General features: G+C 59.6%; 18 protein-coding genes. 4 read left to right on the top strand and 14 right to left on the bottom strand.

All coding sequences use genetic code 11. The features are described 5' to 3' along the window. Window positions 1-44: 44 nt before the first annotated feature. The 8 genes from AUC68_RS09150 to AUC68_RS09115 form a co-directional block, all read right to left on the bottom strand. Entirely contained in the window at window positions 45-356 is a 312-nt protein-coding gene (locus tag AUC68_RS09150; RefSeq protein ID WP_069437337.1) for a hypothetical protein, read from the bottom strand. A 106-nt stretch (window positions 357-462) separates the two neighbouring features. Beyond that, window positions 463-774, bottom strand: coding sequence for a hypothetical protein (locus AUC68_RS09145; RefSeq protein ID WP_069437466.1), 312 nt, complete (start codon window positions 772-774; stop codon window positions 463-465). Between the two features lie 94 nt (window positions 775-868). Continuing rightward, window positions 869-2,470, bottom strand: coding sequence for a nickel-dependent hydrogenase large subunit (locus AUC68_RS09140; protein WP_069437336.1), 1,602 nt, complete (start codon window positions 2,468-2,470; stop codon window positions 869-871). 42 nt (window positions 2,471-2,512) lie between these two features. Beyond that, complete coding sequence (locus tag AUC68_RS09135; RefSeq protein ID WP_069437335.1) at window positions 2,513-3,475, bottom strand: NADH-quinone oxidoreductase subunit B family protein; 963 nt, start codon at window positions 3,473-3,475, stop codon at window positions 2,513-2,515. 260 nt (window positions 3,476-3,735) lie between these two features. Next, on the bottom strand, window positions 3,736-4,332 hold the full coding sequence (locus AUC68_RS09130; protein WP_069437334.1) for a HupE/UreJ family protein: 597 nt from the start codon (window positions 4,330-4,332) through the stop codon (window positions 3,736-3,738). A gap of 237 nt (window positions 4,333-4,569) precedes the next feature. Beyond that, a complete protein-coding gene (gene nikR, locus AUC68_RS09125; RefSeq protein WP_069437333.1) occupies window positions 4,570-5,103 on the bottom strand; it encodes a nickel-responsive transcriptional regulator NikR in 534 nt (177 codons plus the stop codon). Window positions 5,104-5,256: 153 nt separating this feature from the next. Further along, the gene (locus tag AUC68_RS09120; protein WP_069437332.1) at window positions 5,257-5,496 is read right to left on the bottom strand and encodes an Rcat domain-containing protein; all 240 of its coding nucleotides are present in this window, start codon (window positions 5,494-5,496) and stop codon (window positions 5,257-5,259) included. 4 nt (window positions 5,497-5,500) lie between these two features. Next, window positions 5,501-6,940, bottom strand: a complete 1,440-nt coding sequence (locus AUC68_RS09115; protein WP_069437331.1) for a sigma-54 dependent transcriptional regulator — start codon at window positions 6,938-6,940, stop codon at window positions 5,501-5,503. A gap of 397 nt (window positions 6,941-7,337) precedes the next feature. Between AUC68_RS09115 and AUC68_RS09110 the strand changes: the two genes are divergently transcribed. Both AUC68_RS09110 and AUC68_RS09105 read left to right on the top strand, forming a co-directional pair. Then, window positions 7,338-8,603 carry a formylmethanofuran dehydrogenase gene (locus tag AUC68_RS09110; protein WP_069437330.1) on the top strand — a complete coding sequence of 422 codons (1,266 nt, stop codon included), beginning with the start codon at window positions 7,338-7,340 and terminating at the stop codon, window positions 8,601-8,603. A gap of 16 nt (window positions 8,604-8,619) precedes the next feature. Next, on the top strand, window positions 8,620-10,284 hold the full coding sequence (locus AUC68_RS09105) for a formylmethanofuran dehydrogenase subunit A (RefSeq protein WP_069437329.1): 1,665 nt from the start codon (window positions 8,620-8,622) through the stop codon (window positions 10,282-10,284). A 362-nt stretch (window positions 10,285-10,646) separates the two neighbouring features. Here the strand turns inward: AUC68_RS09105 and AUC68_RS09100 are convergent, their stop codons facing one another. Continuing rightward, the gene (locus AUC68_RS09100) at window positions 10,647-12,047 is read right to left on the bottom strand and encodes an OprO/OprP family phosphate-selective porin (RefSeq protein ID WP_069437328.1); all 1,401 of its coding nucleotides are present in this window, start codon (window positions 12,045-12,047) and stop codon (window positions 10,647-10,649) included. 70 nt (window positions 12,048-12,117) lie between these two features. Further along, complete coding sequence (locus AUC68_RS09095; protein WP_244500462.1) at window positions 12,118-12,393, bottom strand: winged helix-turn-helix domain-containing protein; 276 nt, start codon at window positions 12,391-12,393, stop codon at window positions 12,118-12,120. Window positions 12,394-12,977: 584 nt separating this feature from the next. On the opposite strand from AUC68_RS09095, the gene AUC68_RS09090 reads away from it, so the two are divergent. Together AUC68_RS09090 and hemC are read left to right on the top strand one after the other, a co-directional pair. Beyond that, window positions 12,978-14,288 carry a site-specific integrase gene (locus AUC68_RS09090; RefSeq protein ID WP_141701180.1) on the top strand — a complete coding sequence of 437 codons (1,311 nt, stop codon included), beginning with the start codon at window positions 12,978-12,980 and terminating at the stop codon, window positions 14,286-14,288. 165 nt (window positions 14,289-14,453) lie between these two features. Beyond that, window positions 14,454-15,434: a hydroxymethylbilane synthase gene (gene hemC / locus AUC68_RS09085; RefSeq protein ID WP_083240576.1), complete on the top strand. Its 981-nt coding sequence runs from the start codon at window positions 14,454-14,456 to the stop codon at window positions 15,432-15,434. Between the two features lie 5 nt (window positions 15,435-15,439). Here hemC and hemB read toward each other — a convergent pair whose 3' ends face one another. The 4 genes from hemB to AUC68_RS16425 form a co-directional block, all read right to left on the bottom strand. Continuing rightward, window positions 15,440-16,450, bottom strand: coding sequence for a porphobilinogen synthase (hemB, locus tag AUC68_RS09080; protein ID WP_069437325.1), 1,011 nt, complete (start codon window positions 16,448-16,450; stop codon window positions 15,440-15,442). A 782-nt stretch (window positions 16,451-17,232) separates the two neighbouring features. Continuing rightward, window positions 17,233-17,907 carry a nucleoside/nucleotide kinase family protein gene (locus AUC68_RS18720; RefSeq protein WP_158008286.1) on the bottom strand — a complete coding sequence of 225 codons (675 nt, stop codon included), beginning with the start codon at window positions 17,905-17,907 and terminating at the stop codon, window positions 17,233-17,235. Continuing rightward, complete coding sequence (locus AUC68_RS09075) at window positions 17,874-18,734, bottom strand: PfkB family carbohydrate kinase (protein WP_069437324.1); 861 nt, start codon at window positions 18,732-18,734, stop codon at window positions 17,874-17,876. Before AUC68_RS09075 ends, AUC68_RS18720 begins: the two co-directional genes overlap by 34 nt. Then, window positions 18,727-19,662 carry a hypothetical protein gene (locus AUC68_RS16425; protein WP_141701179.1) on the bottom strand — a complete coding sequence of 312 codons (936 nt, stop codon included), beginning with the start codon at window positions 19,660-19,662 and terminating at the stop codon, window positions 18,727-18,729. The genes AUC68_RS09075 and AUC68_RS16425 overlap by 8 nt, the downstream gene beginning before the upstream one ends. Window positions 19,663-19,971 lie beyond the last annotated feature (309 nt).

Genomic DNA, 19,971 nt, shown 5'->3' with positions numbered 1-19,971 from the left:
ACACCGGTTGGGATCGCGGGGCAGCGGAATGCGTCCGGCGCATGTCAGATGCGCCAGAGCCGGCAGGACCATTGAGGTTCCACCGGTACGTCGAGCTCGGGAAGTTCGCAATAGCAGCGGTGGACCTGATAGTACATGCAGGTCTCGCAGGCCTGCTCGATCCCCTCATGCTCGATGGGCGTGAGCGTAAAACCGGCAATTGCGAGCCTGTCCTTGAGATCGCCGTTCGCCTGGAGGCGCCCCACGATCGCCTGCACCTCGTCATGAGTGTCGGCCCGCGGGAACACCTCGACCTCAAGCCCGCCGGCCAGCAGCGATCTGATCGTCTCGCGCAGCTTGTCGTCTTCGTCGCTCAAGGGCGTTCCTCCCGCGCTTGGCCATGAGGCGCAGATGTCCAGGGGCGCAGATGCCCAGGGGCGCGAATGTCCCGGGGCGCGAATGTCCCGGGGCGCGGACGTCGCGTCAAATGCGCCAGAGCCGGCACCACCATTCGGGTTCGACCGGCACGGCGAGTTCCGGCAGGTCGCACCATTTGCGATGCACGAGGTAGTACATGCACTCCATGCAGCGCTGCTGCTCGGGCCCGTAAGGGTGGTCGACGAACCCGCCGATGACGAGCTTGCCCTTGAGGTCATTGGGGTCGAGCTGCCGGAGCTTGATGAGGATGTCGGCGAACTCTTTGTCCGTTTCCGGAAAGGGCTCGACCTCGGTCTCGAGGCCGGCTTCCAGCATCGCGGCGATGGTCTTCAGTATGTCTTCCGGATCGGACGCCATGGGCGTGCCTTTGGTTTCGTTGGACTCGTCGAGCTCTGACGCCCGACGAGCCTCCGCTTCATCAGGTCCGTCCGGATCAACGGCCGGCTTGCGCTCAGGCCGTGCGGAACCGTGCAAGTTCTTCTCCCGTCCGCGCATCGTGGGCGTGAACGGTGCAGACGAGGCACGAATCGTACGAGCGACAGACATGACCAACCTCCACCGGATCGTGCGCATCCGCAATGGGCGTGCCGATCAATGCTTCCTCGATCGGGCCCCGCTCCTCATCCGCAGCACGCGGTCCGACATTCCAGGTGGTCGGAGCGATGATCTGATAGTTCTTGATCTTGCCGCCCTCGACCTCGATCCAATGGCACAGTGCGCCGCGGATCGCTTCGGTCGCACCCCAGCCGCGACCGTCCTTCTCCGTCGGCTTGATGTACCAGGGGTCGTTCAATTTTGACTCGCGCAAGCACCGCTCGGCCTCGCGGTAGAGCTTAGCGCCTTCGTGCATGCGTGCGAAGTGGCGTAGCAGAACGCTCGGTCCGCCCATCTTGCGATACATGTCGAGAATGAGCGGGTCGGTGTGCTGCCAGGACTCGCCATGGCTTCCGCCGGCGATCAGCTGGCGGGACAGCGGCCCGGCCTCGAGGCGCCCGTTCTCCGCGTGACGCACCGCCGTTGCCCAAGAGTACTTGCCGTCGGGGTCGATGGTATTCTTCTGCACCGGATTCGTGGTGCGGTCGAAAGGATGCAGACCGCCGGGCTCATCGTACCAGGCATGCTTCACGTCCTCGCGGGTGAAGACCTGGTCCATGGTCTTGTGCGTGTCCGACTTTCCGTCATACACGCCGCTCTTCATGATGACCGCCGCGTTACGGCCCTCGATCGTCGGCTTGTTGTACCGCTCCTCGCTCGGGAGATAGCCCCAGCTCACATATTTGCCGAGGCCGGCGCCGTATTTGTCGAGCCCGATGTCCTGGCTCATGCGCCAGAACAGGCCGAGATCGGAATTGGCATGCTCGGGCCGCTCGTCGAGCCAAGCCAGGAAATCGTCGTAGGACTTGATCTCCTCGTAGCGCTCCAGCGAGCAGCCATACCACATGGGCTCCATCCAGTTGCGGCGGAAGTGCTCGAGGATCGACCAGGCGCGGGTGACGTCGGTCAGGGTCGGAGCGCACATGACGCCGCCCGGCACCATGTAGCTCGAATGCGGCCACTGGCCGCCGAGCAGCGCATAGATTTCGACGGGCCGGCCCGAGATCGTCACGCCGAGCTCGTAATTGGTGCCGGTGAACGGCGCCCAGCGCTTCACGGCCTCCTCGTAGAAGGGCGACCCCGAATAGTTTTTGTGCGTGTAGTCGATCATGAACAGGCCGTAGTGATGGCGCGGCAGGCTCTGGATCGACTCGGTGATCTGACCGAGATTGCGCGCCAGGATCGCGTTGGGCGGCACCTCGGTGGCCCACGCGGTGTCCAGCGCCCAAGCGGCGCAAGTCAGATGCGAGGCACCGCAAATGCCGCAAGCGCGCGGCGTCACGACGAGGCCGGCTTGCGGATCCTTGTCGCGCAGGATGACTTCGAAGCCGCGAAAGAGTTCGGCCTGGGTCCAGGCGTTGGTCACGACGCCGTCCTGGACATCGACCCGAACATCGAGATCCCCTTCGACGCGGCCGACCGGCGAGATATCGAGAGTTTGGACTGCAGCTTCAGACATGGGATTTCTTCCTCCCTAAGAGGTGGCTTGGCTCGTGCCAGGTCAAACGACGAACAGATCTTCCTCGGCCCAGGCCGGGGAGGCCGCTTTCGCTGCGGCGGTGAGTTTGATGTACCCGGCCTTGTCGACGCCGGTCGGCATGTCCTTGGGGGCACCCATGACCGTCTGGGTCTTGAACACGGTTCCCGGCTCGAGGTCGAAGAACGGGAACTCGGGCTCGGTGCAGCCAAGGCACGGCATGCCCGCACGCGTTTTCGACGACACGCGATTCCATAGAATGCGGTTGCACGGGGAGTGCGTCATCGGTCCGCGGCAGCCCAGATCGTAGAACAGGCAGCCCTTGCGCTGGCCGAACTCCGTCGCCGAAACCTTGTAGGCGAAGTGCATGTTGCGGGTGCAGCCGGTCTGCGTGAAGCTCGTGAAGAACGTCTTCGGGCGCTGGAACTCATCGAGGGTGAGATCGCCCCCGCGGCCCGTCGCGACCGCGACCACGATCTGGGTGATCCAGTCGGGGTGTGCGGGGCAGCCGGGAATGTTGATCACCGGCAGTCCGGCCTTGGACGTGTAGTCCTTGCCAAGAAATCCGCCATGCTCGCGTTTGAGAAACTGTAGGCCCTCGCTCTCGGACGGATTTGGCGCCGTTGCCGGGATGCCACCCCAGGTCGCGCAGTCGCCAACGGCCACGGTGAAGGTCGCGACCTTGGCGAGGTCGGCGACCCAGTCCTTCATCGGCCGCCCGCAGAAGCGGTTCCACTCTCCCGTCCCGTTCGGCGCGTTCACCACGGTTCCTTCGAACACGAAGATGTCCATCGCGATTTCGCCGGAAACGATCGCGTCCAGCATGCGTCTCAGGTTCTCGCCAAGCTCAAGCCCGAGAGAGGGGTGCCATAGAACATTGATCCCGAAATCGGTGACGAGATCGCAAGCACTCGGCTCCTCGGCATTGAGGAACGACATGGTGTTGCCGGAGCAGGCTCCGCCCTGGAGCCACAGAAGATTGGCCATTTGCTGCCTCCGCAGTGGGCGGCTTGAGTGCCGCCTTGGTCAACTGGAGAGCAAACGGCGTGCCACATGCTGCGAGAATGCGAAAAGCTCAAGAATTCTAGGGTGCTGAGGCAAGCCGGAAAAATGTTGCGACGCAATAGGTTGCGGGAAGTGTCAGGCAACCTTCTTTGCAGCTGAAAACTAGGTTTGCAGGTACAACCCAAAAAAACCGGCGCCCTGAGGCGCCGGTTTTCAGGTCTGTACTCTACGGGAGAGACCGGTCAGACGTATCCGACCAGCAAGGCGAGACCGGCGACGGAGGCAACGCCTCCGGCCACGCGATAGACTGTCTTGCCGAAGGTTTGGCTCATCATGCCGATCAGCATTCCGATGCCGATACCGATGGCGTGGAGCAGTGCGGTGGCCATGATGAAGCCGGCGCCGTACAGGGCCCCGGAGGCATCCATGGGCATCTCGGTTCCATGGGCATGTCCATGGAAGATCGCGAACAAGCCGGCGATAGCCATGGCCACGGCCACAGGCGCCTTGATGCCGAACGCGACGATCGCGCCAAGCACGATCACGGACAGCGCGATGCCGATTTCGACGAACGGCACCGGAATGTCGGCAACGCCGAGGAACCCGCCCAGCGCCATCACGGCGATGAACGTCAGCGGCACAAGCCACAGGGCACGGCCGCCGAGCTGGTAAGCGAAGATGCCCACCAGGACCATGGCGAGCAGATGGTCGAGACCGCCGAGGGGATGCATGAAGCCATGCATGAACCCGCTCGTGGCACCGATACCGGTGTGCGCGAGAGCGGCGGACGGAACGAGGCAAAGCGCCAGGATTGTCAGACGAAGAAACGACCGCTTCATGGGCAACCTCCCTCTTGTCTTGGAGCGACGTGTATAAGCGGTAAGCAATCTGACAATAAACTTCATACTGCGCGCCGCGCAACACGCAGTTTCAAAAAATGCATGCTTGCATACTTAGTATGCACTTCACGTCAACTCATCACACGTGCGCAAGGCTCAGCGCGCGCAGATGCTCCGTAAGCGGACGAAAAATCGCAAGGACAAGTCTTGCGCGGCGCGCGCCTGGTGAGCGCGACGTTACGCGCTGCGCTTCGTGGTGCGCACGCGCTTGGCGCGACGCGGGGACTTGGTCGCATGCGTATGCGCCTTCGCCCCGTGCGCGTGAGAATGGCTGTGCGCCTTGCTGGAAACCCGGCGCGGCATTCCCGCGATCTCGATCGGCATGGGGACGAGCTTGCCGTGGCGCACGCCGCGTTCGGCGATCACGCGTTCCCCGAACCGTTGGACGTCGCCGGACTTGCCGCGCAGGACCGTCACCTCGAGACACGTGTCATGATCGAGGTGAACGTGGAGAGACGCCTGAGACAATTCGTGATGATCGTGGAACGCCTTGGTTAGCCGCTTGGACAACTGCCGCGCCTCGTGGTCGTACGTGTAGACCAAGGCCGCCACGCAGTCACGTTTCGGATCGAGATCCTCCGCCGCTTCCCGAATGCCGGCGCGTGCCAAGTCGCGGATCGCTTCGGAACGATTTTGATAGCCGCGCGCGGCGATGAACGTGTCGAGCTCGGCCATGAGGTCGTCGTCAAGCGTGATCGTAACCCGTTGCATGTGTTCCCTTAATCTTCGATTGGAAAGCCCTGTTGCCGGCACAGCATGCCGACGCCCCATGCCGGCATCCCATGCCGCCACCCCTTGGCGCATGCCTTTGGTCGCGCCGCAGTGCAGATAGTCTATGCAAGACCCAGGATCGGCGCGACCGTTTTAGCCGTGGCGGTTGCCGCACACGGGACAGGTCACCTCAAGAAGGTAGCCATACCAGATGCCCCGGCAATGGCTGCACCAATGGCCCGATGTCTGCTCGGATGGCGCGCCGAGCACACCTGCGAGCTGGCTTGTCCCGATAATCTTGAGAGGCTCTCCGCTGCCGGACATCCGTACGCGCGATTGCGGAAAACGAAGCACGCCGGCATCGGGTTTGCGGTCGTCCTTTGGATCCGACATAGGGTCAGCTCGTTTCGGCGAGCCCGTAGCGCTTGATCTTGTTTGCCAGACCAACACGCGAGAGACCAAGCTCGTTGGCCGCCCGGCTCTGATTCCACCGGTGCCGCGACAGCACCTCGCCGACGAGCTGCTTCTCCAGGCTCTCGACCTTCTCCTTCAAGGTCGCCCCTTCCGGCATGAAGCCCTTGACGACACGAGGCGCGCGCGGCGCTGCCGCCAGTATGGCAGGCGAGAGCGTGTCTGTCGTGAGATATTCACCGTCCTTCGCCAGTGCGACCATGCGCCTGATCTCGTTCTCCAGCTCGCGCACATTGCCGGGCCAATCGAAATGGACGAGCTTCTCCCAGACGCCGGCAGAGATCCCGAGCACTTTCCGGCCGATGGCATTGCTGTGTTTGGCGGCGAAGAACTCGGCGAGCGCCGGAATGTCGTCCGGCCGGTCGCGTAAAGGAGGCACTTCGAGCTCCGAGCCGCGCAAGCGGAAATACAGGTCCTTGCGGAACTTGCCCGCCTCCGCCATCGCCTTCAGCGACCGGTTCGAGGCGACAATGACCCGCACATTGCAGGTTTCCGTCTTGTCCGAACCGACCGGCTTGACCTCGCCCTCTTGCAGGAAGCGCAGCAGGCTCACCTGGAACGACGGTGACACCTCGGAAATCTCATCGAGAAAAACCGTGCCGTTGTCGGCCGCCCGGAACAGGCCGAGCCGGTCTGAGATCGCGCCGGTAAACGCACCGCGTTTGTGGCCGAACAGCTCCGACTGCAGCAGCTCGTCAGGCATGCCGCCGCAATTCTGGATCATGAGAGGGCTGGTATGGCGGTTCGAATTGTAGTGGATGCCGCGGGCGAGGAGTTCCTTGCCGGTGCCGGTCTCGCCTTGGATGAGGATCGGCATCTCCGTCTTCGCGGCCTTGCGGGCGAGATCGCAGAGCTGCGCCATCTTCTCGCTGACATAGATGAGCTTCTCGAAGCGGTGGCTCTCCGGATGGACCGGTACGCCCGGGCGCCCGTCAACGCCGAGGCTGTCTCCGGAGAACTTGAACTCCCGCGACAATAGCCGATGCCGGCGCGCCAGTTCGCGCGTCTCGAGCGCGCGCTTGACCACGAGCCCAACCTGAACTGCATCCAACGGCTTGCGCAAGAACTGGTAGATGGATGCGGCCGACAGAGCCTTTTGAGCGAGGCTGTATTGGGGATCGACGACGAGGATGCGGACGACGTCTGGGTGCGAAATACGAAGGTCCGACAGAAGGCTGAGCCCCTCGCCGTCGCCACCGTCGTCCACCATTACCAGGTCGACATGGGCGTCGGACAGGGTAGCCTTGGCCTCGTCGGCGGAACGCGCCGTCAAGACCCGGTAGTATTGGCTCGAAAGCAGGTCCAGCGCGTCGGGCCACGCGGCTGGTGCCTTCGAGACCATGAGCACTGTTCCGAGCTGTTCCATACCAATCAGCTTATCAGTTAGAATACCTTCTTAGCAGTTGGTGCGCGGCCAATCAAATTCCTCGCCAGCCGCTCCGTTGTGGAGCAACTGCAGCCTCGAGGCGATGCTCGACATTGGTTCTTGGATCTGATGCGGGCACTAACTCCTTTGGCGTGGACGTTCGCCTTGGGTCGTCAACGGCCCCCGTCATGTGCCGTCAGAGCGCGACCAGTTTGAAGCTCGAACCAGCCGTGTGCCGCCACGGGGGACCGCCATGCCACCGGCCGGGGGCAGTGCCGCGCGAGTCGGCGCGCCGTCCCCGTTTCTGACCCGGGTCATGACGCGTCGACGCGAGAGTTGTTTCCGGACTCCCTCGCGTGCAATACTCGATCTCGCATTTCTCGGGAACTCCCACATCATGTCTTCTCCGCCGGTGTTGTTCCATGACGTCGCTTGCCCATTCTGCGGCATGATCTGCGACGACCTCGAAGTCGAGCGTGCCGCCGATGGCCTCAAGGTGCGAAGGAGCGGCTGCGGCCGCGCGGCGTCCGCGTTCGAGCGAAAGCTGCCGCCATCGAGTCCGATGATCGCGGGCAAAGATGTGCCGTTCGCCGAAGCCGTGGCGGAAGCGGCGCGGCTGATCGGGAGTGCCAGCCAGCCACTCTACGGTGGCCTCGCCACGGATGTAGAAGGCATGCGGGCGGTCATGGCTCTTGCGGAGCGCACCGGTGGTGTCGTCGACCATGCGGCGAGTGGGGCGCAGTACCGCAATTTCAAGGTGCTTCAATCGGTTGGCTGGACAATGTCCACGCTCACCGAGGTGCGAAATCGCGCCGATCTCGTCATCATCGCGGGGACCGACGTCCAGGCCCTGCATCCACGTTTTTTCGAGCGCATCGTGGCGCCGGCCGAATCGATGTTCGGCGTGACCCCGAAGGATCGCACGGTGGTGGTGATCGGGGAGGGGCTCGAGAAGGCGGCGAAGGCAGCCCGTGTCGGGAAGGTCGTGTCTCTCGCCTGCAAGCCCACCGAAGTGGGCGAAGTCGTCGGCGTGCTCCGCGCTCGCCTGCGCGGCTTCTCACTGGACAAGGTGAAGTTTGGCGGGGTGACGCTTGCCGAAATCGATACGGTGGCCGAGCTCTGCCGTGCGGCGCAGTACGGCGTCGTGGTCTGGGCGCCGGCCGCCTTCGATTTCCCGCATGCGGAGCTCACCGTCGATCAGCTGGCCGGGCTGGTCAAGGATCTCAATCCAACCACCCGGTTCGCCGGCTTGACGCTTGGCGGCGCGGAAGGCGCGACGACTGCGGCCTCCGTCGCGACCTGGCAAAGCGGCTATCCCTTGCGGGTCAGCTACGCCTCCGGCGCCGCGGAGTTCGATCCGGCCCGCAACGATATCGCGCGCATGCTCAAGGCGGGTGAGGGCGATCTCCTTGTCTGGGTTGCATCCTATTCGCCGGACTTCGTGCCTCCGAGGACCGACTTGCCGACGATTGTTCTCGGGACCCCGGGTCTCAAGCCGCCGAAGGGGACCCAGGTCTTCGTCCCCGTCGGAACGCCAGGGGTCGATCATGCGGGCCGGCTCATCCGCGTGGACAGCGTCGTATCGTTGCCGCTGAAGAATTTGGGCCGTGCGGCGCTTCCCTCAGTGGCCGACGTGGTCTCGGCAATCGAAGCCGCGCTTTAGGTCAGGGATTTTCTCAATGCTAATCAAGTTGACGGGCGGCAAGGTCTACGATCCCGAGAACGGCGTATCCGGCGTGGTCCGCGACATCTATGTGGAGAACGGCAGGATCGTTGCGCCGCGGCCCGACGCGAAACCCGACCAGACCCACGATGTCAGCGGCAAAGTCGTCATGGCCGGCGCCATCGATCCGCATACGCATATTGGCGGCGGCAAGATGACCATCGCCCGCATGCTCCTGCCCGAAGATCATATGGGCGACCCGGTCGCGCGCACGGACATCACCCGCGCCGGCTGCGGTCATGCCGTGCCATCGACGCATCTCACCGGCTACCGCTATGCCGAGATGGGCTATACGGCCTGTTTCGAGCCGGCCATGCTGCCGGCCAATGCGCGGCAAGCGCATATGGAGATGGGCGATACGCCTATGGTCGACAAAGGCGCTTTCGCCATGCTCGGCTCGGACGACTATTTCCTGCGCCAGCTTTCGGAAAAGAAGGACTTCGAGGCGATCAAGGACTATGTCGCCTGGACCATGCACGCCTCGCAGGCCATCGCCGTCAAGGTCGTCAATCCGGGTGGGATCAGCGCCTTCAAGTTCAATCAACGCAAGCTCGATCTCGACGAGGAGCATGCCTATTACGGGGTCACGCCGCGGCAGATCATCGTCAATCTCGCCCGCGCACTGAAGGAACTCGGCGTTACGCACCCGCTGCACATTCATGGTTGCAATCTCGGCGTGCCTGGCAACATGCAGACGACGCTTGATACGATCCGTGCGTCGGAAGGGCTGCCCATCCATCTCACGCACATCCAGTTCCATTCCTACGGCACCGAGGGCGACCGCAAGTTTTCCTCGGCCGCGCCGCAGATCACCGAACTTTTGAACAAGACGCCGAATGTCTCCATTGATGTGGGCCAGGTGCTGTTCGGCCAGACCTGCACGGCCTCGGGCGACAGCATGCGCCAATATGCGATCTCGAAGAGCGCCAATCCGAAGAAGCCGGTGGTGATGGATATCGAGTGCGACGCCGGCTGCGGCGTTGTGCCGATGCGCTACCGGGACAAGAGCTTCGTCAACGCGTTGCAGTGGGTCATCGGGCTCGAGACGTTCCTGATGTTCGACGATCCGTGGCGCCTGTTCCTGACCACGGATCACCCGAACGGTGCGCCGTTCTACACCTACCCGCATCTCATTCGGCTGCTGATGGACAAGAGCTTCCGGGACGACATGTTCCAGACCATCAATGGCGACGCGCAGAAGCAAAGCATCCTTCCCACGCTCACGCGCGAATATACGCTGGACGATATCGCCATCTTGACGCGGGCGGGGCCGGCGCGAAGCCTTGGTCTGAAGGACCGGGGGCACTTGGGGGTTGGTGCGGCCGGCGACATTACGGTCTATACGGACAATCCGGACAGGGAAGCAATGTTCCAGACCCCCGAGATGGTGTTCAAGGGCGGTGAACTCATCGTGCGCAACGGCAAGGTCGTGAAGGTCGTGCAGGGCGGCACCCATGTTGCCCGGCCCGATTACGATAAGGGGATCGAAAAATCCCTGAAGGATTATTTCGACCGGTTCCACACGATGCGGATGGACAATTTCAAGGTCTCCGACGAAGAGATTGTCACCGGCGACAAAGGCTCCGTCATCGTTCAGCCGACCGGGCCTCGCGTCTCCTGAACGAGGTCCCGGCCCGCATCGAGACGATTGAAGACTCCGCAAACTTGGCCGTGAGTGGCGGGGCGGTGTCGGGTGGTCGTTATACGGCCGCTAGGGCGCGTCGCGGCGGCGAACAGGCCGATTGCTAACGCGCTGAAGTAGCGAGTGACCCTGCAGGATTCGAACCTGCGACGCTCGGATCGGGACACCGGCAAGTCTGAGTTCCGTCTTCGACTCGATACGGATTTTGGACTCCATACGGATGTGGACGTTGCGCCTCACGACGCCGGCGTTGTGCCTGTGGCGAAAGTGGCCGCGCCCGTGCGGCGCTCAGCGAATCGGGCGCGGCCTTTCGCCTCCGGCGTTCGGTTCTGCCGAGACGCCTACCAATCGACCTGAGCGCGCATGCCGATGCCGGCGATCTCAGCACCGTCGTTGACCCCGCCTTTGATCTCCGATTGGTTCACGTTCAGCATCAGCCGCGCGTAATCGTTGAGGTACCAGTTGAGACCGATTAGCCAGGTCGCCTGCTCGCCGCAGCCGGTACAGCCGGGGATGAGGGCCGATTGATCGGAGAGATCGATCGCGTCGTAGCGCCCGGCAATCTGCCACGCACCCCAGCCACCGCTGCCGTCATAGACGGGGTTCTTCACCTTCACGCGCCTGAACTGGCCGTTCGCGTAGGGCCTTGATTCCCCCGTGAGGAACCAGCTCGCATCGACATACCAGCCGTTATAGGTGGGGTCGGCGCTTCCAAGCGCGGTCGGGGCCTCGACGGTGTCCTGGGCGTACTCGCCCTGAACGGAGAACGATCCGAGGACGACCGCGCCTTCCAAAGCCCATAGCGTGTCGGACTCGCCGAATTGCGGCGTGTATACGAAGCGATCGGCAAGATGCAGGTCCGCTCCGCGGGCGCGATAGCGGAACAAGGGGTCGTCGCTGCCGTCGCGCGACTGGCCCGAGGCGTCGCGGTGCCGGACGCTACCACCCAGATGCACGACACGGCGGTCCTGATTGACAGGCGCCGCGGTGACCCGGGCCGTGAAGGTCGTGCCGTCGTCGAAATACGCTGCCTGGTCTGCTTCCGACGCCGTGCCGAAAATGCCTGCTTCGGCCGTCCAGTGCTTGTTCTCGTCGTAGGACACGCCGCCGCCGATCAGACGGTCGATGCCGAAGGCTTCGATGAAGGAGGCCTTCTCCATGAAGGTGATGTAGTTGGCGCTCATGAGAGCTTCGAGCGAGTTGTACTGCTTGAAGTGTCCGGCCCTGAGATCCACGGGCAGTCCGGTGTATTCGAGGTAGGCGTCCTTTATGGCCGTCTTGTCGCCGGCGAAATCGACCTCGAACTTGTATATCCAGTCGTAGAACAGGACACCCTCCACGCCGAGCCGCGCGCGGCGCAGCTCGACCGCGCTGACGTCGGGGTCGCCGGTGATCTGCTCATCCTGATCGATGCCGTTGTAGTCGACATTGATCCGTCCACGGACCTTGAACTTGAACTTGCCGTCTTTGCTGGAAAGCGCCGGTGTGCCTTTCCATTTGACCTTCAGGTCAAGGGGCTCGCCGCGCGCGCCGTGGTTAGACGCAGTCGCCGCCGCAGCTTGGGCCTTGGCGTCGTCGACCTGGCGTTTCAGCTCTTGCAGCTGAACCTCCATGACCCGCATCTGCGCCTCCAGCTGGTCGACGTCGGCCGCCTCGGCGATTGAAACGTTCACGATTGAGGTAGCAAGCACAGCGATGCTTGCGAGCAGGCTGGGCCCGCTCTTGCGCAGCCTCTGGATCATCGAAAAAAGCCCCCGCTTTTTACTAAATGCTTGAGTTCGGTTTCGTTGTGTTAGATCTCCATGGGTCTCCCTAGCCCTCGTGCAGGCCGTGCCCAATCCGGGCGAACTCTTCGTGGATCGCTTGATTGGAACGCGCGTCGGCGCGCCGGTAAGCGTCGACAACTGCGCGGCCGAAGTCGGTGACCTGCGCGCCGCCTCCGCCTGTGCCGCCGGGCGACGTGGTCACGAGTGTCTTGCCAAACATCTCGTTGAGAGCGCTGACGAGAAGCCATGCGCGCCGGTACGACATGCCGAGTTCGCGCCCTGCGGCGGAGATGGAGCCGACCCGATCGATCGTCTCGAGCAACTCCACTTTTCCCGGTCCCAGCACGAGGCCCGGGCGCACCATGATGCGGAGCCGGGGAAAAGGACGAGGCGACGCCTTGTCCCGACCGGACAATGGCCGGCCGGTCGTTGCCGCGCTCTTCTTCTTCGCTGGTTTCCGAGTCATCGCGGTCGCGCTACTCCGACAGTTCCGAGGATCGTTGCAAACGCTATATCTCATCGGATATAGCGGAGTCCAGCCCCGTTTTCCGAGCCTAACCGGCCGATCCAGTGATTCAGATGGCTTCGAGTCCCGGCCAGCCTCCGTTCCGGGTCAAAGGCGGCCCCGGGGGCGGGCGCATTTGCAGGTGTCCGCCGATGTGCTCCAAGTAGTCATCGAATGCGGCGGGTCCGGCAGCCGACGCAAACGTTTCGCGTGGCAGCGCTGTGGTCGCTGAAAAGAGATCGAGGAGCGGAGTGCGCCTGCCCGTTGGGGCGCCAACATGTCGGCAAATTTGGTGACCCCGGCAGGATTCGAACCTGCGACCCTCAGATTAGGAATTTGTGGTTCGATGTTACCGGGCGATACCGCGCCATTGTATTTCATAGGAAAAACAAAGGGAAGGTTTGATAACGATATCGGACGTTGCGGCGTTTTCCAGCGAAAGTGGTAGCTATGTGGTAGCTACAGGCTATGATTCCATCACTGTTCTGAAGCCGGTGATGGACGTGGCAAACCGACTAAACCGCAATGCACTGAAGAAGATGCACCCCGGGGAAACACTCTGGGACGGGGAGCTCAAGGGCTTTGGCGCGCGCCGGCAGAAGGACGCGGTCACCTTCTTCCTCAAGTGCCGGTTCAGGGGGCGTCAACGCTGGTGCACCATCGGCAGACTCGGCAGTCCGTGGACATTGGACACAGCGCGGCGTGAAGCGCTGAGGCTTCTGCTGGGAATTGCTGACGGCGAGGATCCTGTGCGCGCTTCTCGCGGTGCGGATACGACCGTCAAGGAAGCTGTCGAGCAATTCCTGAAAGAACATGGCCCGAAGCTCAAGCCCCGTACCCTGGTCGAGTACAAACGGCTTTGTGAGCAGGTCATCATTCCAAAACTCGGCAAGCTGCATCTTGATGAAGACATGCAGCGCGAGGTCGGGCGACTGCATGCCGGGCTCTCCTCGACGCCGCGCAAGGCCAACCTGGCGCTGATGGTGTTCTCCAGCTTCATCGGTTGGGCGGAGAAGAACCGCTTGCGGCCGGAGGGGCAGAACCCTTGCCGTGGTGTGGCCAAATACCGAGACGCGAAGCGCGAGAGATATCTATCGGCGGAAGAGCTTGGCCGCATCGGTACGGCTCTGGCGAAACGGGAGGCGGCCAGGACGGAGGGCCCCTTCTCGATTGCAGCGGTGCGGTTGCTGATTCTCACGGGCGCACGGCTTCAGGAGATCCTCACGCTCAAGTGGTCGTACGTAGACGTGGCCCGAGGGCAGTTAAGGCTGCCTGACTCGAAGACCGGCGCCAAGGTCATTCGGCTCAGTGCGGCCGCACAGGCAGTGCTACGCGCCATTCCCCATATGAGTAAGAATGACTACGTCATCGTCGGCGATAAAGAGGGGCAGCATCTGGTCAATTTGCAGAAGCCGTGGCGACGCATCCGGAAAGACGCAAAGCTGTCGGATGTCCGACTGCATGACCTGCGGCATTCGTATGCCAGCGTGGCAGCGGAGCTGGGTGGCTCGCTGCCGATGATCGGCAAGCTCCTCGGACACAGCCAATCGCAGACCACGGCGCGCTACGCGCATTTGGCGGACGATCCGATCAACCGATTGAACGAAGAGATTGGTGAGCAGATTACGGCGGCGCTGTCACCGAAACGAGTAGGAAGCGACAATGGTCCGTCGGGTGACAAACAACGATGGCCGGCCAAGGTTACGCCGTAGCTTGGTATGCGGCGTCTCAATACCTGAAAGAAGGAGGCGGTGGCCTTGCTTCGGCTAATAGGGCCGTGTTTGGCGTTTTTTGTCGAAATTGCGGGCAAGAATGGACAGTGACGGTATTGTCAAGCAGTCTTTCGACAGAGAAATTTTTGTATTCGGGAGGAATGAGTGAGAATTGGGACACGTGGGAGCGTCATGGCTTTGGCGCAAACGGAAGAGGTTCTAAGGCAGTTGAAGTTGGCGCGCCCTCAGGGAACATTCGAAAAGGTACTGTTTGACACCAAAGGGGATCGCGACACTACGAGCAAGCTTGTTCAACAAGGTGGTAAGGGCGGGGCGTTCGTCAGCGAAATTAGAGATGCAGTTCGGCGGAAGGAGCTGCATGCCGCGATGCACTCATTGAAGGACATACCTGGAAATGAAGAGACACCGGATCTCACGATTGGAGCGTATCTGCAGCGAGACACAGCGCACGACTGTCTTGTGCTAAGAGCAGATCGCAGCGAAGCGGATCTCAGTTCATCAGCAGCCACGGCTCCCCTTACTATTGGCAGTACTTCAGTCAGGCGTGCTGCTTTTCTGAGGCATATCTATCCTGGCTGTGAGACCATCCACTTCCGTGGTTCCGTTGTAGGGTCGGAGAAGAGCCGACTGTTCAAGCTCGACAATCAATTGCCGCAGGAAACTGAGGACGGAGGCACGGTAGGTCCTGCAGATGCACTCGTATTGGCAGCATCCGGACTGAAAAGAGTTAACCAAGACCATCGAATAGAGCGAGTCTTTTCGACAAGCGAGATGCTGCCGGCCGTGGGACAGGGTGTGGTCGTTGTCGAGTGTCGCTCGGATGACTATGAAACGTTGGAGCTGCTTGCGTCTGTTGATCATTTTGAGACCCGTCAGTGTGCATTGGCAGAACGGGAGTTGCTTTGGATTTTGAATGGGCACTGCAACAGCCCGATAGCTGGCATATGCGAAATGGATGACGGAGAGCTTCGTCTGCGAGCTGCAGTTATGAGTTTGGATGGGCGCAAAATGATAGAAACAGAAGTGAGCGGAGAGGTTGCTTTGCCGAGGGAGCTTGGACGTGAGGCGGCATTCCAGTTGCTCGGCAAGGGTGCGGGGGAGCTGATTGAGGCATCCAGACTTTGAGACAACTAGGCAAAGCCGTTTCTTGCGATATCGCGAGCAAAGTAGGTCAAGATTAGGTCCGCGCCAGCTCGTTTAAACGCGCCTAAAGTCTCTCTGATCAGGCGATGCTCATCGATCGCGCCGGCTTTGGCAGCAAACTTGATCATCGCGTACTCACCGCTGACTTGATAGGCCGCAATCGGGGTGTTCGATTGATCGCGGAGACGCGCCAGGACATCAAGGTAGCAAAGGCCCGGCTTCACCATCAAGATGTCCGCTCCTTCCTGCTCGTCGGCAAAGGACTCGTTAAGGGCCTCACGACCATTGAGGGGGTCAACCTGATATGTGTTGCGGTCGCCTTTAGGTTCGCAATCGGCGGCCGCTCTGAAGGGGCCATAAAAGCCTGAGGCGAACTTTGATGAATACGCCATAATGGGAAGATTCGTGAAGCCGGCCTCATCGAGACCGCGTCGAATGGCGGTTACCTGACCATCCATCATGGCGGAGGGAGCTACAATGTCGGCACCTGCATTGGCCGCAGCGATAGTCTGGCTTGTTAAATTTTGCAGGGTGAGGTCATTGTCAATCAGATCACAATGCAGGACGCCGCAGTGGCCATGGGAGGTGTAGCCGCAAAAGCAGCAGTCAGCGATGATCACCATCTCGGGTGCGGCATTCTTGGCGCAGCGGACCATGCGGGAGAGCAGCCCATTTGCCGCCCAGCTGTCACTGCCGGTATGATCTTTGTGATGGGAAACTCCAAACAACATTAGGGCTTTTATCCCTTCCTTGGCGAGGGCTTTGACCTCGCGTGCAAGACGACGCTCGGGGATACGGAATATGCCAGGCATCGCTTCTATAGGGACGAAACGGTCGATCTCCTCTTCGACAAAAATCGGATAGATGAGGTCGTTCATCGTGACAGTATTCTCGCGCATTAGGTCGCGTAACTGTGGCGATGATCTGAGCCTATGGAAGCGGCGGAATTGCTGGGAGGAGGCGTCGCTCTCTTTTGACGCGTGACTAGAGAAATTCATCTTGTGCGCTATTTGAAGGTTACTTGTACATCCAACTATTCATTGCAACTATTTATGAACAATTACAGAAAATAAATGAAGATGACCATCGATTAGGCATCATATTTTTTATGACGTTGAGTTAATTAAGAAAGATACTCTGATGTGGCCCCAATTTACAGTTTGGGTGCCGCACAGCAAATAATTGCAGTCGGAAATCGGCCTGAAAGGCATTGCAGCTTGTGTGGGGCTACCGAGAGGGGGGCGTTGTTTCTCCGCAGCCAGGCAAGAATCTCTTCCGGTTTGTGTCGCCTTATTTCCAGCTTCGACGCCCCGTTTCCCAGCACGACGGCGGGTTACGTCAGTGGGGGGAGAATCAGCTGGTATACGCTCCAGAGCCCTCCCGGCGTTTGAGGGACAAGCAATATGCTCTTGAGGCCGGAGGCCGAACGAGCGGCCTTTGGGGCGAAATTTCGCCCCAAAGGCATTGCTTGCTCCCAATACCTGAAGATACAGGTGTTGCGAACATGAGTTCCATACTGTGTGCATACCGACTGTGCACAAAAGTGCCACGTGGCCACATCTGCGAACTGACAATTATCGAAGACAAGGGGGCGCTGCCCCCTTTCCCCCCGGGATTTATTGTCAGTGATAGCTGGGGTAGGTGACTCAGAAATAGGCGCTGTCGGGCACACAGCAGCCTTACGTGCTGTTCTGTCTTCGGAGCTGCCCCTGTCCTTCAGATGAAAGCAAATCGGCAGAGTATCCATGTTGGTCCGCAACGAACCATAGCGTTGACAGGACTAACGTATGACCGGTGATCGAACGGGGCACTGGTCAGTTGCAACGTTCACGTTCGCGGATCGGGAACGTGACCGAACCAACGCCGCATTGTTCATATCGAAGCCTCGGGCTCGTGCTAGTGCATCCGCCTCAGACCGGCCCGAACGCGCGTATCTTTCGCATAAGCGACTGACCAAGACATCGTCCGCCTCATCCAGCATGATACTGAAATCGACCAGATCCGCGATCTTTGTCCATTCTGGATCGTTGAGTAGGAGGTAGTTCCCTTCAGCAATGATCGTTCGGTTGTGCTCATTGAAGGAATAGGCATTTGGAACCGGCTCATGTGAAATTCGAGAATAGGCCGGAGCGCTCATACACTCGCCGCTTCGAAGGGCCTCCAAGAGCGCCAAATATCTACCGACATCGAATGTTTCCGGCACGCCTTTCTTCTCAAGGAGCCCTAGCTGTGCAAGGCTACGATTTGGAAGGTGAAAACCATCCATAGGCGCAAGCTGCGCATAAAGAGGTGCTCCTGCATTACGCGACAGGAGGTGTTTGGAAAGGGTTGATTTGCCGACCCCCGGTGGCCCCACTATCGCCAAAAGAAGCCTGCGAGGAGGCTTAAGTTCACACAGGAGCGATCGAGCCCGCTTTTCAATCAGCTCACAGAGTTGGTCCAATGCGATATCCATTCTCTCGTACCAACATACCTGCATGATTCCGCTGACACCTTGGCAGCAAATTCGAGTGATTTGACGAAATCACCTTCGAAACGGTAACAGAACGCACCGTGGAAAATGTCGCCGGCGCCCAGGGTGTCAACTGCCACAATCGAAGTCAGTTCAATCGTCCCGCGCGCGTCGCCCAAACTCCAGAATATGCTCTGACCTCCCCTTGTCACCGCCACTGCCTTGGGGCCGAAGTCATGGATGGCATCGATTACATCGGGCTCATTCACCCCAGGGGGACGAAATCGTTCGGACACGATTGCATAGTCAACGAACGGAAGAAGTTCGCTCGTAGATGCTTTCCATGACCCGCCGTCAAATACGATGGGTATCCCCCTCTCCTTGGCCTTCCTTACAATCCGTAGCGCAATCTCAGGCACAAACCCATCAACTAGGATGATGCTTGGATCAGCAGGCAACACAGGAGAACTTGCCGGGTCCACCAACAATTCGGGTGGGTGTCGGTCTATGACCGTTCGCGTCTTAGTTCCCGGCACTACAATAATGCTCGATACCGGAAGCAGCTCTGCATCGGGTGGTGCAAAATCGAGTGTTTGCACACGATAACGAGCGAGCTCTTCACGCACAGTGTCAGCAAAAATGCCTTTCCCAATCAAGCTAGCCAGGATTGGCTCGCCCCCCAGCGACTTGCACGTGACTGCGGCATTTAATGCGGGACCGCCGGCGACTGTATAATATGAGGTTGCAGACAGCTTTCGATCCTCGGTAGGAAATTTCGGGCAAATGTAGCCAAGATCAAGTGTGCTGCGACCGATGAACAATTCAGACATGGATTTCTCTACGGTTCATGAGGATACGATCATGAGTGGATATCCAAACTGGCTGCGTTTGCGAGACGGCGTAAGGTGGGACGCTGAAGATTGCGATGAAATCCTCAGAGCCAGCATCTTTTTGGAGCCGTCGCCAGTTTCGTACAACGTACCTCGCCGCGCCGACTGTCGCGTTTGGTCCGAGTCCTGCACAGAAGAACCAACGTCTCTCTGAGAGTTCGGGATTGGGAGAGCACCGTAGAAAAATGCCGATTTCACGCCGGTCGTAAGAAGCAAAGTCATACGCCTTACCATCGGGAGCATTGACACGCAGATATTCGCCAAACCGCGCACCTTCATCTTCATCATGGATCTCGAAGAAGGGGTGTGGCATGTAGTCCAAATACATATGAGTCAGCTCGTTGCTGGAAAGACCGAATGAAATGAAACTATAACCCCCCTTTAAAGCCTCTTCATCAGAAATAAGTTTTGGTGTTATCGATCCCATTTCTCCAAATAGACTAACAAATTCTGTCAACGCTTCAATGTCATTGATAGCAACGCATTCAGGAATATCAATTCTATACACTCGGTCGAATGCCGATACACGCTTTGTATAGACACCCTGCATGTCAATTCCTGCTTCAATAATGGTGTTTGTAACGGTCTCATTAAGAACAAAATTTGGATAGACGAAACAAAAACTCTCCCCCGTAGCATCAGGACCAAAAAATCTCTTGAATCGCCTAAACCGGAAAGCTTTTCCAAGCGCCATTAATATTCTGGTGATTATGAAAAATATGAACGAGGCCGAAGTTGACACTAGAATGTCTCTATAGACCTCGTCTTTAAGATAGAATGCGACAAATAGAGTTGCAATAGCCCCTACAACAAGAACAAAATCGAATGTCGGAAACGCTATTCTTGTGCTCTTTACATTGAAATGCATTTCTTACTGTTACCGTCTCGGTGTATAGATGTAATTCAGGATGAACTAGTCTAGCATCGTTTTAGCCAACAGATTCCTCAGAATTACGTTCTCATTTTTCGGCATCCGCAGTTTGGGGCTGTCAGCGAACTCGTCGTTCCGTATTTGGCCTTCCGCTTGGAGAATGTCACGCTGTTAGTCCCATGCTTAGGGCAAACATTCGGGGGCATCCTGGCAGCCTCCTGCTCCTTTTCTGCCCAATGATCTATTCGTCTCTAAGAGTTCGAACGTTTCATGAAACCGTCTCCTGCTACCTACGGACTCTACATT

Origin of the sequence: Methyloceanibacter methanicus (genome assembly GCF_001723285.1) — a bacterium.
Classification (GTDB): domain Bacteria; phylum Pseudomonadota; class Alphaproteobacteria; order Rhizobiales; family Methyloligellaceae; genus Methyloceanibacter; species Methyloceanibacter methanicus.
This window is presented reverse-complemented; position numbering and strand designations above follow the sequence as displayed.

Excerpts from the sequence above, each read along its gene's own strand:
- AUC68_RS09145 (WP_069437466.1), bottom strand. The coding sequence starts at position 774 with ATGGCGTCCGATCCGGAAGACATACTGAAGACCATCGCCGCGATGCTG.
- AUC68_RS09140 (WP_069437336.1), bottom strand. The coding sequence starts at position 2,470 with ATGTCTGAAGCTGCAGTCCAAACTCTCGATATCTCGCCGGTCGGCCGC.
- AUC68_RS09135 (WP_069437335.1), bottom strand. The coding sequence starts at position 3,475 with ATGGCCAATCTTCTGTGGCTCCAGGGCGGAGCCTGCTCCGGCAACACC.
- AUC68_RS09130 (WP_069437334.1), bottom strand. The coding sequence starts at position 4,332 with ATGAAGCGGTCGTTTCTTCGTCTGACAATCCTGGCGCTTTGCCTCGTT.
- nikR (WP_069437333.1), bottom strand. The coding sequence starts at position 5,103 with ATGCAACGGGTTACGATCACGCTTGACGACGACCTCATGGCCGAGCTC.
- AUC68_RS09120 (WP_069437332.1), bottom strand. The coding sequence starts at position 5,496 with ATGTCGGATCCAAAGGACGACCGCAAACCCGATGCCGGCGTGCTTCGT.
- AUC68_RS09115 (WP_069437331.1), bottom strand. The coding sequence starts at position 6,940 with ATGGAACAGCTCGGAACAGTGCTCATGGTCTCGAAGGCACCAGCCGCG.
- AUC68_RS09110 (WP_069437330.1), top strand. The coding sequence starts at position 7,338 with ATGTCTTCTCCGCCGGTGTTGTTCCATGACGTCGCTTGCCCATTCTGC.
- AUC68_RS09105 (WP_069437329.1), top strand. The coding sequence starts at position 8,620 with ATGCTAATCAAGTTGACGGGCGGCAAGGTCTACGATCCCGAGAACGGC.
- AUC68_RS09100 (WP_069437328.1), bottom strand. The coding sequence starts at position 12,047 with ATGATCCAGAGGCTGCGCAAGAGCGGGCCCAGCCTGCTCGCAAGCATC.
- hemB (WP_069437325.1), bottom strand. The coding sequence starts at position 16,450 with ATGAATTTCTCTAGTCACGCGTCAAAAGAGAGCGACGCCTCCTCCCAG.
- AUC68_RS18720 (WP_158008286.1), bottom strand. The coding sequence starts at position 17,907 with ATGGATATCGCATTGGACCAACTCTGTGAGCTGATTGAAAAGCGGGCT.
- AUC68_RS09075 (WP_069437324.1), bottom strand. The coding sequence starts at position 18,734 with ATGTCTGAATTGTTCATCGGTCGCAGCACACTTGATCTTGGCTACATT.
- AUC68_RS16425 (WP_141701179.1), bottom strand. The coding sequence starts at position 19,662 with ATGCATTTCAATGTAAAGAGCACAAGAATAGCGTTTCCGACATTCGAT.